12 protein-coding genes and 1 pseudogene are annotated in these 13,986 nt (G+C 74.8%); 10 read left to right on the top strand and 3 right to left on the bottom strand.

What is annotated here, in order from left to right:
- The 9 genes and pseudogenes from ACWGJO_RS38420 to ACWGJO_RS38380 all read left to right on the top strand — a co-directional run.
- Positions 1-852, top strand: a pseudogene (locus ACWGJO_RS38420) (DNA polymerase III subunit gamma and tau); the annotation flags it as partial.
- 110 nt (positions 853-962) lie between these two features.
- Positions 963-1,301 carry a YbaB/EbfC family nucleoid-associated protein gene (locus tag ACWGJO_RS38415; protein WP_359905653.1) on the top strand — a complete coding sequence of 113 codons (339 nt, stop codon included), beginning with the start codon at positions 963-965 and terminating at the stop codon, positions 1,299-1,301.
- 287 nt (positions 1,302-1,588) lie between these two features.
- Positions 1,589-2,188: a recombination mediator RecR gene (gene recR, locus ACWGJO_RS38410; RefSeq protein ID WP_316522617.1), complete on the top strand. Its 600-nt coding sequence runs from the start codon at positions 1,589-1,591 to the stop codon at positions 2,186-2,188.
- Positions 2,181-2,894, top strand: a complete 714-nt coding sequence (locus tag ACWGJO_RS38405; protein ID WP_359905656.1) for a DUF5063 domain-containing protein — start codon at positions 2,181-2,183, stop codon at positions 2,892-2,894. The genes recR and ACWGJO_RS38405 overlap by 8 nt, the downstream gene beginning before the upstream one ends.
- A 321-nt stretch (positions 2,895-3,215) precedes the next feature.
- Entirely contained in the window at positions 3,216-4,496 is a 1,281-nt protein-coding gene (locus ACWGJO_RS38400; RefSeq protein WP_359905659.1) for an aspartate kinase, read from the top strand.
- Between the two features lie 46 nt (positions 4,497-4,542).
- Complete coding sequence (locus ACWGJO_RS38395) at positions 4,543-5,688, top strand: aspartate-semialdehyde dehydrogenase (protein ID WP_452190272.1); 1,146 nt, start codon at positions 4,543-4,545, stop codon at positions 5,686-5,688.
- Positions 5,689-5,978: 290 nt separating this feature from the next.
- Positions 5,979-6,524, top strand: coding sequence for a SigE family RNA polymerase sigma factor (locus ACWGJO_RS38390; protein WP_359905665.1), 546 nt, complete (start codon positions 5,979-5,981; stop codon positions 6,522-6,524).
- Positions 6,525-6,696: 172 nt separating this feature from the next.
- Positions 6,697-7,848, top strand: a complete 1,152-nt coding sequence (locus ACWGJO_RS38385) for a hypothetical protein (RefSeq protein WP_452190271.1) — start codon at positions 6,697-6,699, stop codon at positions 7,846-7,848.
- 161 nt (positions 7,849-8,009) lie between these two features.
- A complete protein-coding gene (locus tag ACWGJO_RS38380) occupies positions 8,010-8,789 on the top strand; it encodes an SURF1 family protein (RefSeq protein WP_380541445.1) in 780 nt (259 codons plus the stop codon).
- A 27-nt stretch (positions 8,790-8,816) separates the two neighbouring features.
- Here the strand turns inward: ACWGJO_RS38380 and ACWGJO_RS38375 are convergent, their stop codons facing one another.
- The 3 genes from ACWGJO_RS38375 to ACWGJO_RS38365 all read right to left on the bottom strand — a co-directional run bounded on the left by ACWGJO_RS38375 (position 8,817) and on the right by ACWGJO_RS38365 (position 12,152).
- The gene (locus ACWGJO_RS38375) at positions 8,817-9,467 is read right to left on the bottom strand and encodes a hypothetical protein (protein ID WP_452190270.1); all 651 of its coding nucleotides are present in this window, start codon (positions 9,465-9,467) and stop codon (positions 8,817-8,819) included.
- Positions 9,464-11,320, bottom strand: coding sequence for a S9 family peptidase (locus tag ACWGJO_RS38370; RefSeq protein ID WP_452190269.1), 1,857 nt, complete (start codon positions 11,318-11,320; stop codon positions 9,464-9,466). Before ACWGJO_RS38370 ends, ACWGJO_RS38375 begins: the two co-directional genes overlap by 4 nt.
- Positions 11,321-11,774: 454 nt before the next feature.
- Positions 11,775-12,152, bottom strand: coding sequence for a nuclear transport factor 2 family protein (locus ACWGJO_RS38365; RefSeq protein ID WP_452190268.1), 378 nt, complete (start codon positions 12,150-12,152; stop codon positions 11,775-11,777).
- Between the two features lie 234 nt (positions 12,153-12,386).
- Between ACWGJO_RS38365 and ACWGJO_RS38360 the strand changes: the two genes are divergently transcribed.
- The coding region (locus ACWGJO_RS38360) for an AAA family ATPase (protein WP_452190267.1) at positions 12,387-13,986 on the top strand (1,600 nt) is incomplete at its 3' end.

The following is a 13,986-nucleotide window of genomic DNA, read 5'->3' as shown; positions in this document are numbered from 1 at the left end:
CCGCCCGTGCAGGCCGCGCCGCCCGCCGCCCCTGCCGGGTCGGCGCCGGGTGCCTGGCCGATCCCGCGCAGCTTCCCGCCCGCCGGTGGCGCCCCCGCCGCGGCTCCGGTGACGCCCCCCGCGGCGCAGCCGCAGGCGGCCCCGGCCCAGGCGGTTCCTGCTCCCGTGCCCGCTCCGGCCCCCGCCCCGGCGGCGGCTCCCGGCGGGCAGCCTTCGGCGTCCGCGCAGCAGGGCGCCGCGCAGGTGCGGCAGCTGTGGCCGCAGATCCTGGAGGCGGTGAAGAACCGCCGCCGCTTCACCTGGATCCTGCTCAGCCAGAACGGCCAGGTGGCCGGGTTCGACGGCAGCGTGCTCCAGGTGTCCTTCATCAACGCCGGTGCCCGGGACAGCTTCGTCGGCAGCAACAGCGACGACGTGCTGCGCGCCGCGCTGGCCGAGGCGCTGGGTGTGGACTGGCGGATCGAGTGCATCGTCGACCCGTCCGGCGGCGCCGGCGGCCCGGGTGGCGGGGCGCCGAGCGGCGGTGCCCAGGGCGGCGGGGGCTGGGGAGCCCCGGCGCGCCCGGCGGCGGCCGCGCCGTCGATGCCCGCGCCCGCCCCGGCACCCGTGCAGGCTCCGCCGGTCCAGGCCGCGCCGGCGCCCGTCCAGGCGCCGCCCGTGCAGCCCGCACCGGTGCAGGCCCCGCCGGTCCAGGCCGCGCAGGCCCGTCCGGTGCGGTCGGTGGCCCCGGAGGACGACATCCCGGAGGCGGACGATCCGGACCTGAAGGAGGACGTGTTCTCCGGGCAGGAGCTGATCATTCGCGAGCTGGGCGCGACGGTGCTGGAGGAGATCCACCACCAGGGGTCCTGAGCCGCCCCGGAGCCGGGCCCCGGGCCGGGCCCCGGAGCGGTGGGCAGCACGTAGGCTCGGCGGTGACGAACGAAGCACCGCATGACAGCCGTGACAGCAAGGAGACAGCCGTGTTCCCCGGTGGTGGCCAGCCCAACATGCAGCAGCTGCTGAAGCAGGCGCAGAAGATGCAGCAGGATTTCGCCAAGGCCCAGCAGGAGCTGGCCGAGACGAAGGTGAACGGTTCGGCGGGCGGCGGCCTGGTCGAGGCGACGGTGACCGGTGCCGGTGAGCTGGTGGCGCTGACCATCGCCCCGGCGGCCGTGGACCCGGAGGACACCGAGACGCTGGCCGACCTGATCCTGGCGGCCGTCCGGGACGCCAACCAGACCGCGCAGAAGATGCAGGCCGAGCGCATGGGCCCGCTGACCCAGGGCCTGGGCGGCGGCATCCCCGGCCTGCCGTTCTAGCGTCGGCCGTTCTAACGTCGGCTCTACGTTCCAGAAGGTCTGAAGTTCAGACGACAGACCTATGTGATTTATGTGGGAGTCGGGCGTCGGGCGCTGTGTCCGACGCCCGATTCGTTGGATGATGGCACCGGAGCACCACCGGCCGTCCGGTACCACCGGTCGTCCGCTACCCGGCCGTCAGGCCACCACCGGCCGCCAGGCCACCACGGACCAGCAGGTCACCACCGGCCGTCACCGGCCACCACCGGGCATACGGCACCATCGACCATCCGAGGGAAGGCGCGACGTTGTACGAGGGCGTGGTTCAGGACCTGATCGACGAACTGGGCAGGCTGCCCGGCGTCGGGCCCAAGAGCGCCCAGCGGATCGCCTTCCACGTGTTGCAGGCCGATCCGACCGACGTGCGCCGGCTGGCCCACGCGCTGCTGGAGGTCAAGGACAAGGTCCGCTTCTGCGCGGTCTGCGGCAACGTCGCGGAGGCCGAGCAGTGCCGGGTCTGCCTGGACCCCCGCCGCGACCTCGCCGTCATCTGCGTGGTCGAGGAGTCCAAGGACGTCGTCGCCATCGAGCGCACCCGCGAGTTCCGCGGCCGCTACCACGTGCTGGGCGGCGCGATCAGCCCCATCGAGGGCGTCGGCCCGGACGACCTGCGCATCCGCGAGCTGCTGTCGCGCCTCGCGGACGGCACGGTCACCGAGCTGATCCTGGCCACCGACCCCAACCTGGAGGGGGAGGCGACCGCCACCTACCTGGCCCGGCTCTGCAAGCCGATGGGCCTGAAGGTGACCCGTCTGGCGAGCGGCCTGCCCGTCGGCGGGGATCTGGAGTACGCGGACGAGGTCACCCTCGGCCGCGCCTTCGAAGGGAGACGACTGCTCGATGTCTGACCGGACGATCAACCAGCAGCCCCACACCCCCCACCAGCAGTCCCACGGGGAACCGGGGGCGCACGCCCCGCACATCCACGGTCACGGCTCGGAGCCGGACGACTTCGCCGTGCAGATCGCCGACTCGGTGGAGAGCTTCGTGCTCGCCGTCACCGAGGTCGCCAAGGGCGACGAGCCCGGTAGCGCGGTCTCGCTGCTGCTCCTGGAGGTCTCGCAGCTGCTGCTGGCCGGCGGCCGGCTGGGTGCGATCGAGGACGTCGTCCCGGAGGACCGCTTCGAGCCCGACGCCGGTCCCGAGCCGGACGGCGAGCAGCTGCGCGAGCGCCTCGCCGAGCTGCTCGCGCCGATCGACGTCTACCACGAGGTCTTCGACCCGTACGGCCCGCCGGAGAAGCCCAACGCCTTCCGGATCTCGGACGACCTGGCCGGCGTGGTCAGCGAGCTCCAGCACGGGCTGACCCACTACCGCGAGGGCCGGATCAGCGAGGCGCTGTGGTGGTGGCAGTTCTCGTACCTCTCCAACTGGGGCACGACCTGCACGGCGGTGCTGCGGGCCCTGCAGTCGCTGATCGCCCACGTCCGGCTGGACAGCCCGCTCGGCGCGGTGCCGGACGGCGCGGACACCGACGACGACGGGCTCACCGACGAGCAGCTCGAACAGCAGGCGGGCGACCTGATGGCGGCCGAGCTCGGCCTCGGGCGGTAGGCGGCAGCCGGTAGGGGGTATTCCGCGACGGCCCTCCCGGATTGTGATGAATGCCTCAGTGGCCCGGCCGGAAAAGAAATCCGGCCGGATTGCCGTCCCCCGATCCGCCGATTCTTCGGAGCCGTACCGAATCGCCCGCAGACCTGACGGCGGAGCCACCCGCACGGCCGCTCACGTGCTGAAACTACCGTCTCACCATATGGAAAGCGCCGGTCGGAGCACCCCTGCTCGGTAGACTGACGACGACCGCACCCCCCTCTCTCTGCAGGGGGGTACGGGGGCCCGGAGCCCCCGGAAAAGACTTCGAGTCGAGGAGCGCACGTGGGCCTTGTCGTGCAGAAGTACGGCGGCTCATCCGTTGCGGATGCCGAAGGCATCAAGCGCGTGGCCCGCCGGATCGTTGACACCAAGAAGGCCGGCCATGAGGTCGTCGTCGTGGTGTCCGCGATGGGCGACACGACGGACGAGCTCATCGAACTCGCGGAGCAGGTGTCACCGCTGCCTGCCGGCCGTGAGTTCGACATGCTGCTGACCGCTGGAGAGCGCATCTCCATGGCGCTGCTGGCCATGGCGATCAAATCCCTGGGGCACGAGGCACAGTCCTTCACGGGCAGCCAGGCCGGTGTCATCACCGACTCCGTCCACAACAAGGCGCGCATCATCGACGTGACGCCCGGCCGCATCCGCACCGCCCTGGACGAGGGCAACATCGCGATCGTGGCCGGTTTCCAGGGCGTCTCCCAGACCAGCAAGGACATCACCACGCTGGGCCGGGGCGGCTCGGACACCACCGCCGTGGCGCTCGCCGCCGCGCTCAGCGCCGAGGTCTGCGAGATCTACACCGACGTGGACGGCGTGTTCACCGCCGACCCGCGCGTGGTGAAGAAGGCCCGCAAGATCGACTGGATCGCCTACGAGGACATGCTGGAGCTGGCCTCGTCGGGTTCCAAGGTGCTGCTCGACCGGTGTGTCGAGTACGCCCGTCGCTACAACATCCCGATTCACGTACGCTCGTCCTTCTCGGGTCTTCCCGGGACGATCGTCAGCAACGACAACCCGAACAAGCCCGAAGGGGGCGAGATGGAGCAGGCCATCATCTCCGGAGTCGCCCACGACACCTCCGAGGCCAAGGTCACCGTCGTCGGCGTGCCCGACAAGCCGGGCGAGGCGGCGCGCATCTTCCGCGCCATCGCCGACGCCGAGGTCAACATCGACATGGTGGTGCAGAACGTCTCCGCCGCGTCGACCGGCCTGACCGACATCTCCTTCACCCTGCCCAAGACCGAGGGCCAGAAGGCCATCGACGCGCTGGGCCGGGTCAAGGCGGGCATCGGCTACGAGTCGCTGCGCTACGACGACGCGATCGGCAAGATCTCGCTGGTCGGCGCCGGTATGCGCTCCAACCCGGGCGTCACGGCGACCTTCTTCGAGGCGCTGTCCGCCGCGGGCGTCAACATCGAGTTGATCTCCACCTCGGAGATCCGCATCTCGGTGGTCACCCGTGCCGACGACGTGCCGGAGGCCGTCCGCGCCGTCCACAGCGCCTTCGGCCTGGACAGCGAGAGCGACGAGGCCGTCGTCTACGGCGGCACCGGGCGATGACCCGGACGCGGGGCCGGATCGCCGGGTCCTGCCGGGGCGCCGGGCGATGACCCGGCGCCCGAACCTCGCCGTCGTCGGCGCCACCGGCGCGGTCGGCGAGGTGCTGCTCGGGTTGCTCTCCCTCCGCCAGGACGTCTGGGGCGAGATCCGACTCGTCGCCTCCCCGCGCTCGGCCGGCCGCAAGGCGGTGGTGCGCGGGGAGGCCGTCGAGGTCGTCCCGCTGGCCGAGGAGGCCTTCGCGGGCATCGACGTGGCGGTGTTCGCCGTCCCCGGCCCGGTCTCGGCGCAATGGGCGCCGATCGCGGCGGCCAAGGGCATCGTGGTGATCGACGGCTCGGCCGTCTTCCGCACCGCCGAGGACGTGCCGCTGGTCGTCCCGGAGGTCAACGCGGCCGCGCTGCGGATCCGCCCGCGCGGCATCGTCGCCAGTCCGGCCGCCACCGCCCTCGCGATGATCGCCGCGGTGGGGGCGCTGCACGCCGAGTACGGGCTGGCGCAGCTCGTGGTCGCCTCCTACCAGGCCGCCGACGGCGAGGGCCGCGACGGCGAGGCGGCTCTGCGCGCGCAGACCGGGCTGGTGGCGGGTGCCGCCGTCGGCCGGCAGACCGGTGACCTGCGCGCGCTGATCGCCGATCAGGGGCCGTTCGCCGCCCCGCTGGTGCTCAACGCGGTGCCCTGGACCGGCGGACTGCGCGAGGGTGGCTGGTCCGCCCAGGAGACGGGCATCCGCGACGAGTCCCGCAAGGTCCTCGGCCTGCCCGCCCTGAAGGTCTCGGCGACCTGCGTCCACATCCCGGTCGTCCGCACCCACGCGCTGGCCGTGCACGCGCGGTTCGAACGCGAGGTCACCCAGGAGCACGCGCAGGACATCCTGCGCGACGCGCCCGGCGTGGTGCTCTACGACGACCCGGCGGCCGGCGAGTTCCCCACCCCGAACGACGTGGTCGGGACGGACCCGGTCTGGGTCGGGAGGGTCCGGCGGGCGCTGGACGAGCCGGACGCGCTGGACCTCTTCCTGTGCGGGGACAACCTGCGCAAGGGGTCGGCGCTCAACCTGGTGCAGCTGGCCGAGCTGGTGGCGGCGGAGCTGACGGCGGGCGAGCCGGTGGACGCGGAGCCGGACGTGGAGTTGGACGCGGCGGCGACGGCTGAGCCGGCGGGGCCGGCGGGGCCGGAGAAGTCGGAGTACTAGGTCCCGGGGCCCTCGCGCGTTCCGAAGTGCCCGCTTGTGTCTACAGCTGTGTCCATACCTGTGTTCGCTCCTCGACACAATCTGTCCGGAATCCCGGGGGAATCCCCTGGAGGCTTCTTCCGCCGATGCGGAAGAATGGGCCCCGAGCCGGGCAACCATGACAGGGGATCGAGTGTCCAACGTGCGTGGCGAACGTGATGGTGGGGGCAAGGGCGGGCATCCCGGCGAGAGCCGCGGTGCCCTTCCCGTCGCGCGCCCCGTGGCCTGCGAGTAGGCCGGAAGAAGACCAGATGACGGCGGCCGCACGCGGTGCGGCGGACTCCGGCGCCGGTACCGACGCGGGTACCAGCGAGGACCTGCTCACCGAGACCTACCAGGCGCACTACCGCTCGTTGCTGCGGCTCGCGGCACTGCTCCTGGACGACCTCTCGACGTGCGAGGACGTCGTCCAGGAGGCGTTCATCCGGGTGCACGCCGCCCGGCGCAGGGTGCGCGAACCCGAGAAGACCCTGGCCTACCTGCGGCAGACGGTCGTCAACCTGTCCCGCTCCACGCTGCGCCGCCGCATCCTCGGGCTGCGACTGCTGCCGAAGCCCATGCCTGACATGGCCAGTGCAGAAGAAGGTGCCTACGATGCCCTGGAGCGCGACCAGTTGAAGGCCGCGCTGCGTGGTCTGCAACGCCGTCAGCGGGAGGTTCTGGTGCTGCGTTACTTCGTGGACATGACGGAGGCGCAGGTCGCCGAGACCCTGGGCATCTCGCTCGGCTCGGTGAAGGCCTACGGCTCCCGCGGACTCGCCGCCCTGCGCGTCCAGATGGAGGCCGGACATGGCTGAGGCGGACGACAGCCGTCGGCGACCGGTCGACGGGGCGTCCGAGCCGCACGCGTCCGAGCCGCACGCGTCCGAGCCGACGGGGCCCGAGTCGACGTCGCCGGGTACGCGCGCACCGAGTCCGAACGCACCGAGTCCGCACGGGTCCAGGCCGAACGCGGCCGGGAAGCCCGGTGTGAACGGCCCCGCGGGTGAGGTCCCGGAGCTCCTGGACCTGTCCGCCGACGAACGGGCGCTGCGCGAGCGGCTGCACGGCGCCGTCTCCGGCATCCAGCCCGCCGTGGGCGGGCTGCCGCGGATCCGGCGGGCCGTGCCCCGCCGCCGGGCCGCCCGGCGCGGCGCCTGGACCGGGGCGGCCGCACTCGCCTTCGCCGTCGCGATCGGCCTGCCCGTCCTGCACGAGGGGGAGCACCTCGGGCTCTCCGGCGGTCCCGGCTCGGCCGACGCCAAGAGCCCGGCCGCCGCGTCCCCCAGCGGTGCCGCCGGTACCGCCGGCGGTACCGGGGCGGCCGCGCAGACGGGCGCGGGCGGCACCGGCGCCGCCACCTCGCCGACCGGTACGGCCGCGGCCCCGCACACCCCCGGCGGCGGGCTGACGCAGACCGACGGCGGCGTCGCGCCCTCCGGGACCTCCGGGGCCGGCGACGGCGGCATCGTCCCGCTCTGCACCCGGACGGACCTCGGCGAAGGCGTCGCGCAGGTCGGCGCGGCCGACGGCGACGGGCGGATCTACGGCTCGTTCACCGTCTACAACGTCTCCGTGCGCAGCTGCCGGCTCGGCGGGCCGGGCTCGGTGGCGGTCACCGCCGTCAGCGGCGGCGACCGCGGCCGCATCCGCACCGCCGACCACGCGCCGGGCGACCCGGCGGCCGGCCTGCCCACGATGGACGGGGAGCCCCCGGTGCTCGCGCCGCGGGCCGGGTACCGGGTGCCGTTCGCCTGGGTCCCCGACCGGACCTGTGCCGGCTCCGGCAGCCTGACCACCCCGTCGAGCGGCGTCAACCAGGTGGCCCTGCGTTCGGACGTCCCGGCCATCGAGCCCGGCGCCCCGGCCTCAGTGCCCTCCAGCGAGCCCAGCGCCAACCCGCCTGCCTCCTCGTCCCCGTCGGCGGGCCCCAGCACGGCTCCCAGCCCGACCCCGACCCCGACCGGCGGCCCGACCGCCGCACCGTCCACCGTGACCATCGCCCACACTCCCGCCCCCGGCAGTCCGGCGGCCGCCACGGCGACCCTGCCCGTGGCGTGCAGCGGCACCGTCTACCGCGGCGGCGTCCAGAACCTGGGCGGTTCGGTGCCGCAGCCGTCGGGCTCGCCGACGGCGGGGTGACCGCGGGCGGCGGCGACGCGGTGACGACGGACAGCGGTGACAACGGACAGCGGTGACGACGGGCGGCCGCGGCGGGCCGGCGGGCCGGCGGCCGCCGTGGCCGGGGCCGTGGCCCGGGGCCCGGGGGCCGGGCGGGTGTGAGGAGTGGTTACCGTGGGGGTGTGTACCGGTTCCTCCTGACTTCGCGCTGGCTCGGCGGCACCGTCGTGGCCGTGGCGGCCGTGGCGGTGTGCCTGTGGCTGGGCTCCTGGCAGCTCGGCCGGTTCGAGGACCGGGTGTCCACGCACCAGGAGACCAAGCAGGCGGTCACCGCTTCGAGTGACGCCCGGCCGATCGACGCGCTGCTCAACCAGGCGACTCCGCAGGTGAGCACGGAGACCGTCGGCAGGACGGTCACGGTGACCGGCACCTACGACAGCGAGCACCAACTGCTCGTCCCCAACCGGGTGGTGGACGGCAAGCAGGGCTACTACGTGCTCACCCCGCTGCGCACCGCCGACGGTCACGCCGTCGCCGTGGTGCGCGGCTGGGCGGGCGGGGACCCGGCCGCCGCCGGGCCGCCGCCGGGCGGAGAGGTGACGGTGACCGGGCGCCTGCAGGCCAACGAGGCCGTGGGCAGCAACGGCGCGGTGGCGGGCGGTCTGCCGACCGGGCAGCTCGGCATGATCAACCGGGCGTCGCTGCTGAACGTGCTGGAGTACGACGGCTGGTACGACGGCTGGGTGGCCGCCGACGACGCGCCCGCCGGGCTGGCCCCGGTACCGACCGTGCAGCCGCAGGGCGGCGACGGGCTCACCCTGCGCGCGTTCCAGAACCTGGGCTACACCCTGGAGTGGTTCGTCTTCGCCGGGTTCGTGGTCTTCATGTGGTTCCGCCTGGTGCGCCGCGAGGCGGAGGCGGAGCAGGACCGGGCCCTCGGGCTGGACCCGGTCCTGGACTGACCGGCGCGTCCTGGTCCGACCCCGCTCTCAGCGCTTGGTCGGCAGGGCCGGTGCCGCTGTCGGCTTGACCGCCGGCGGGGGCGCTGTCGGTGTCGGTGCCGCCGGTGTCGGCGTCGGGAGCGGCTGCTGGGTCGGGGAGGACGAGCCGGTGGGCAGCGGCGTCGGGTCGCTGTGGCAGTGGCCGTTGCCGTTGCCGTTGCCGTTGTGGTCGTCGGAGTTGTAGTGGTCGATGTGGTGGTGCACGGTGCGACCGGTCTTCGACCCCTTGGAGCCCTTCGAGCCGAAGGAACCCGAGGAACCCGAGGAACCCGAGGAGCCGCCGGACCCCTTCGACCCCTTGGCGAGCTCGACGGTGCCGTCCGGGTCGGTCGACTCGTAGGCCGCCGCCAGGACGGCCGTGCCCGCGATCCCGCCCGCGATGCCGCCCGCCTTCCCCGCGCCCGGTGCGCTCGCCCTGGTCGCCGTGGCGAGCGGTGTGGCACCGGCGGGCGGGACGGCGCCGGTCGGCGGTGCGGTGGTGGTCGGCACGGCCGGCTTGGGCGCGACGACCGAGGAGCTCGGCGCCGGCGGGCCGACCGGAGGCGGGCAGGAGGCGACCGCCGGCCGCGACCCCGAGCAGCCGCTGAGCACCAGGGCCCCGGCCACCGCCACCCCCGCGAGCAGCAGCAGACGTCTCACGCCGCCCCTCCGTCTGCGTCGCCCCCGGCCGCGCCCAGGTGCCGCCGGACGAACTCGATCTCCAGCCGCAGCTGCTTGATCCGCTCCTCCACCACCAGCGAGCCGTGCCCGGCGTCGAAGCGGTACACCTCGTGCGGCTTGCCGAGCTGCTCCAGCCGCTCGACGTAGTTGTCGATCTGCCGGATCGGGCAGCGCGGGTCGTTGACACCGGCACTGATGTACACCGGCACCCGCACGTGCTCGACGTAGGTCAGCGGCGAGGAGGCGGTGAAACGCTCCGGCACCTCCTGAGGGGTGCCGCCGAAGAGCGTGCGGTCCAGCGACTTGAGCGCCTCCATCTCGTCGGCGTACGCGGTGTGGTAGTCCGCGACCGGCACGGCGGCGACGCCGAGGGCCCAGCTGTCGGGCTGGACGCCGAGGCCGAGCAGGGTCAGGTAGCCGCCCCAGCTGCCGCCGGTGAGCACCAGCCGGGCCGGGTCGGCGAGGCCGCTGTCGACGGCCCAGGCGCGGACCGCCGCGATGTCCTCCAGCTCGATCAGGCCGACGCGCTCGTGCAGCGCGTCCGTCCAGGCCTGGCCGTAGCCGGTCGAACCGCGGTAGTTGACCCGGACCACCGCGAAGCCGTGGTCCAGCCAGGCGGCCGGACCGGCGGCGAAGGAGTCGCTGTCGTGGTGGGTCGGGCCGCCGTGGATCTCGAACACGGTCGGGTACGGGCCCGGCCCGGCCGTCGACGGCCGCTGCACCAGGGCGTGCACCCGCCCGCCGGGCCCGTCCACCCAGACGTCCTCGACCGGCACCGAACCGGGCGGCACCGCGCCGGGTGCCCGCAGCACGACCGTACCGGCGGTGGAACGGACGGCGGAGGGCTCGGCGGCGGAGGACCACAGGTACTCGACGGTGCCGTCCGGACGGGCGGTGGCGCCGCCGACGGTGCCGCGCGGGGTGTCCAGGCGGGTCAGCCGGCCGTCGGCGAGCCCGTACGAGAACAGCTCGCTGCGCGCCTCGTACTCGTGCTCCACCAGCAGCTCACCGGCGCCGGGGCGCCACTGCGCGGAGACGTCGCCGGGCAGTTCGCGGCCCTGCTCGTCACGCAGCGGGAGAGCGGTCTCGGCACCCGTGGCGACGTCCCAGATCATCGGCTCCCAGCGGCCGGTGCGCTGGTGGGCGACCAGCAGCCGGGTGTCACCCTCGACCGGCGCGAAGCCCAGGCAGGCGACGCCGCGCGGCTCGTCCCGGCCGGTGACCTCGTCCAGCTCGGCGACGGTCTCGACACCGCCGTCCCCCGTGACGCGGACGACCCGGATCGCGGAGTGCATCGCGTCGCCGTGCTCGGTGTGGTCGATGGCGAGCAGGGTGCTGTCGTGGCTGAGGTCGCCGATGCCGCCGTACTCCTCGTGCCGGTAGATCTCGACCGGCACGGCGCTGCCGGGGCGGCGCAGGTGCAGGGTGGTGCCGTCCTCGTCGGTGGAGCGGCCGACGACCACGGTGCCGTCGCGGCCGAGGGCCAGGCCGGCCGAGTAGGAAGCGGCGAGGCCGGGCACGGCCTCCTCGTCGGGGCCGCCCGCGAACGGCTGGCGGCGCCAGACGCCGAACTCGTCACCGTCGTGGTCGTCGAACCACCAGACCCAGTCGCCGTCGGGGGACAGCTCGGCGTCGGTGGTGCCGTTCGGACGGTCGGTCACCCGGCGGTGGGCGCCGGTCGCGCGGTCCCAGGCGTAGACCTCGTAGGTGCCGGTCGCGTTGGACACGTACAACGCCCGGTCGGGGGCGTCCTCGGCCCAGTCGGGCAGGGACACCCGGGCCGCCCTGAACCGCTGCTCCCACGCCGGTACGGCGCTCTTCTCCTCGCTCATCCGACCATCCAACCCGATCGGGGGGAGGGAAGGGAACGGGCGGGTGGGCTTCGGCCACCCGCCCCGCGTGCCGGGATCCCGCCACGGCCGCTCCGGGGCGTGCGGGGACCGGCCCCCGGGCGGCGTTCCCAGCGGCAGGAACCGGACCGGGCCCACGGGCACCGGCGCCGGCGACGTCGGGGCGAGGACGCTGCGGCCTACGGCGGCGGTAGGGCCGCCGGCGCCGCGGTGGACCAGGCCGATCAGCGCGATCCCGAGCGCCGGCCACCGGACACTGCCGTCCGCGGCGCCGTACGCGCCGAGGGCCGGTCCGGCTCCGAGGGGCGGGCGCGGTGGGGACGGCCCGCCCTTGGGCGGCGCGGCGGTCTGCGGCTCAGGCGCCCGGTACGCGGTCTGCGGCTCAGGTGCCCGGTACGCGGTCTGCGGCTCAGGCGCCCGGCACGCGCTTTGTGGCTCAGGCGCCCGGTACGCGGTCGAGGAAGCCGTACACCGCGCCGATCCGGCCGTCCGGGGTGGCCGCCAGCACGTCGAAGCCGATCACGACCGGCTCCGCGCCGGCCGGGCCCAGGTTCCAGGTGAAGCGGGCGATGTCGTGGTGGGCGTCGACCGGGCCGAGGGTGAACTCCAGCCCCGGGAACTGGGCCTGGGCGGCGCCGATCAGCGCGGCGACGGCATCCCGGCCGGTGACGGCGGCCAGCGGGTCGGTGTAGCGGCCGTCCTCGGCCCACACCTCGTCGACCAGCTTGCGGCGGGCCGCCGGGTCGGTCTCGTTCCACACCGCGAGGTAGCGCTCGGCGAGCTGCTGGAGGGCGGCGGTGGTGGTCTCGGTCATCGTCATCTCCCGTGTTCCGGTGGGTGGTTGGCCGGGCCGTTCCCGGTGCTCACCACGGTACGGACGGGCGGCGGGCGGCGAATCCGTCACGTATGGGTATGGGGGTGCGTAGCCTCCGCCGGGGTGTGCCGGGGCGTGCGGCGGTGTGCCGGTACCGGTGCCGGTAGTGGCGTCGGCAGTGGCGTCGCTGCCGGTGCCGACGGCGGTGCGGGCCCGGGTGGGTAGGGTCGGGGCATGCTGTACGGAAGGGAAGGCGAACAGGCCGCCGTGGACGGCCTGTTGGACGCGGCGCGGGCCGGCCGCAGCGGGGTGCTGCTGTTCCGGGGCGAGGCCGGCATCGGCAAGACCGCGCTGCTGGACGACGCGGTGGCGCGGGCGGGGGAGTCGTTCCGGGTGATCCGGGCGGCCGGCGTCGAGTACGAGGCCGAGCTGCCGTACGCCGGGCTGAGCCTGCTGCTCGCACCCGGCCTGGACCAGCTGGACGCCCTGCCCGGGCCGCAACGGCGGGCGCTGGAGGCGGCGTTCGGGCTCTCCGACGAGGGCCGGCCGGGCGGCCACGGGGCGGACGGCGTTCCGGCCGGCGGTGGCCCGGTCGCCGGTGGCTCGGTCGCCGATGACCCGGCCGCCGGTGAAGGGCGCGCCGACCGGCTGCTCGTCGGACTCGCCACGCTCGGTCTGCTCGCCGAACTCGCCGCCGACCAGCCCCTGCTGTGCGTCATGGACGACGTGCAGTGGCTGGACCGGGCCTCACTGGAGGCGCTGCTGCTGGCCGCCCGACGCCTCCAGGCCGAGGGGGTGGCCCTGCTGCTCGCCGCCCGCACCGGTGGTGCCCCCGGGGCCACCGGCGGCGCGGCGGAGCGCCCGCTGGGACTGCCCGAACGACAGGTGACCGGACTGTCCGAGGCTGCCGCCACCCGGCTGCTGGCCCGGCGGGCCGGCCCCGGCCTGCCCGCCGCCGCGCGCGACCGGCTGCTCGCCGAGGCGGCCGGCAACCCGCTCGCACTCACCGAACTCCCGGTCGCCGCGGGGCCGCACATGTCGGCGCCGGGCGGCCTGCCGCTCACCAACCGGCTGCTGATCGCCTTCCACGGCCAGGTCACCGGCCTGCCCGCGGCCACCCAGACGCTGCTGCTGGTCGCCGCCACGGAGGAGAGCGGAGCGCTGGACGTCGTCCTGCCCGCAGCGGCCGCCCTCGGCGTCACCGCCGAACACCTCGCGCCCGCCGAGGAGTCCGGCCTGGCGACGGTCACGGCCGACCGCCGGATCGCCTTCCGGCACCCCCTGCTGCGCTCCGCGATCCTCCAGCGCGCTCCGCACCACCAGAAGACGACGGTCCATCAGGCCGTGGCGAGGGCCCTGCCGGACGGCGACCGCCGCACCTGGCACCTCGCGCTGGCCGCCACCGGCCCCGACGCGGGCCTCGCCGACGCGCTGGAGCGCGCCGCCGTCCGCGCCGAGCGCCGCGGCGGCCACGGCGGGGCCGCCGCGTACGAGCGCGCCGCCCGGCTCACCCCGGACCGCGACAGCGCCACCCGCCGGCTCGTCCTGGCCGCCGAAGCCGCCACCGAGGAAGGCGAGTTGGAGCGCGCTGAGAAACTCGCCGACGAGGCCTCCGGCCGGACGGACAACGTCCTGGCGCACGCCCTGCTCGACCAGGTCCGGGCCACCGCGCACTTCTGGCGCGGCGCGCACCCGACCGCCCACCGGCTGCTGCTCGACGCCGCCGGCACCGACATCGACCCGATGCACGCCGCCCGGATGCTGCTCCAGGCCTTCCACGCCGCCTGGTACGCGGGGGAGGAGCCGGTGGTCGCCGTCCTGGACCGCCTGGCGG

The organism is Kitasatospora sp. NPDC054795, from assembly GCF_053611565.1.
The sequence above is the reverse complement of the archived record's forward strand: the minus strand, read 5'-3'. Positions and strand labels throughout refer to the sequence as shown.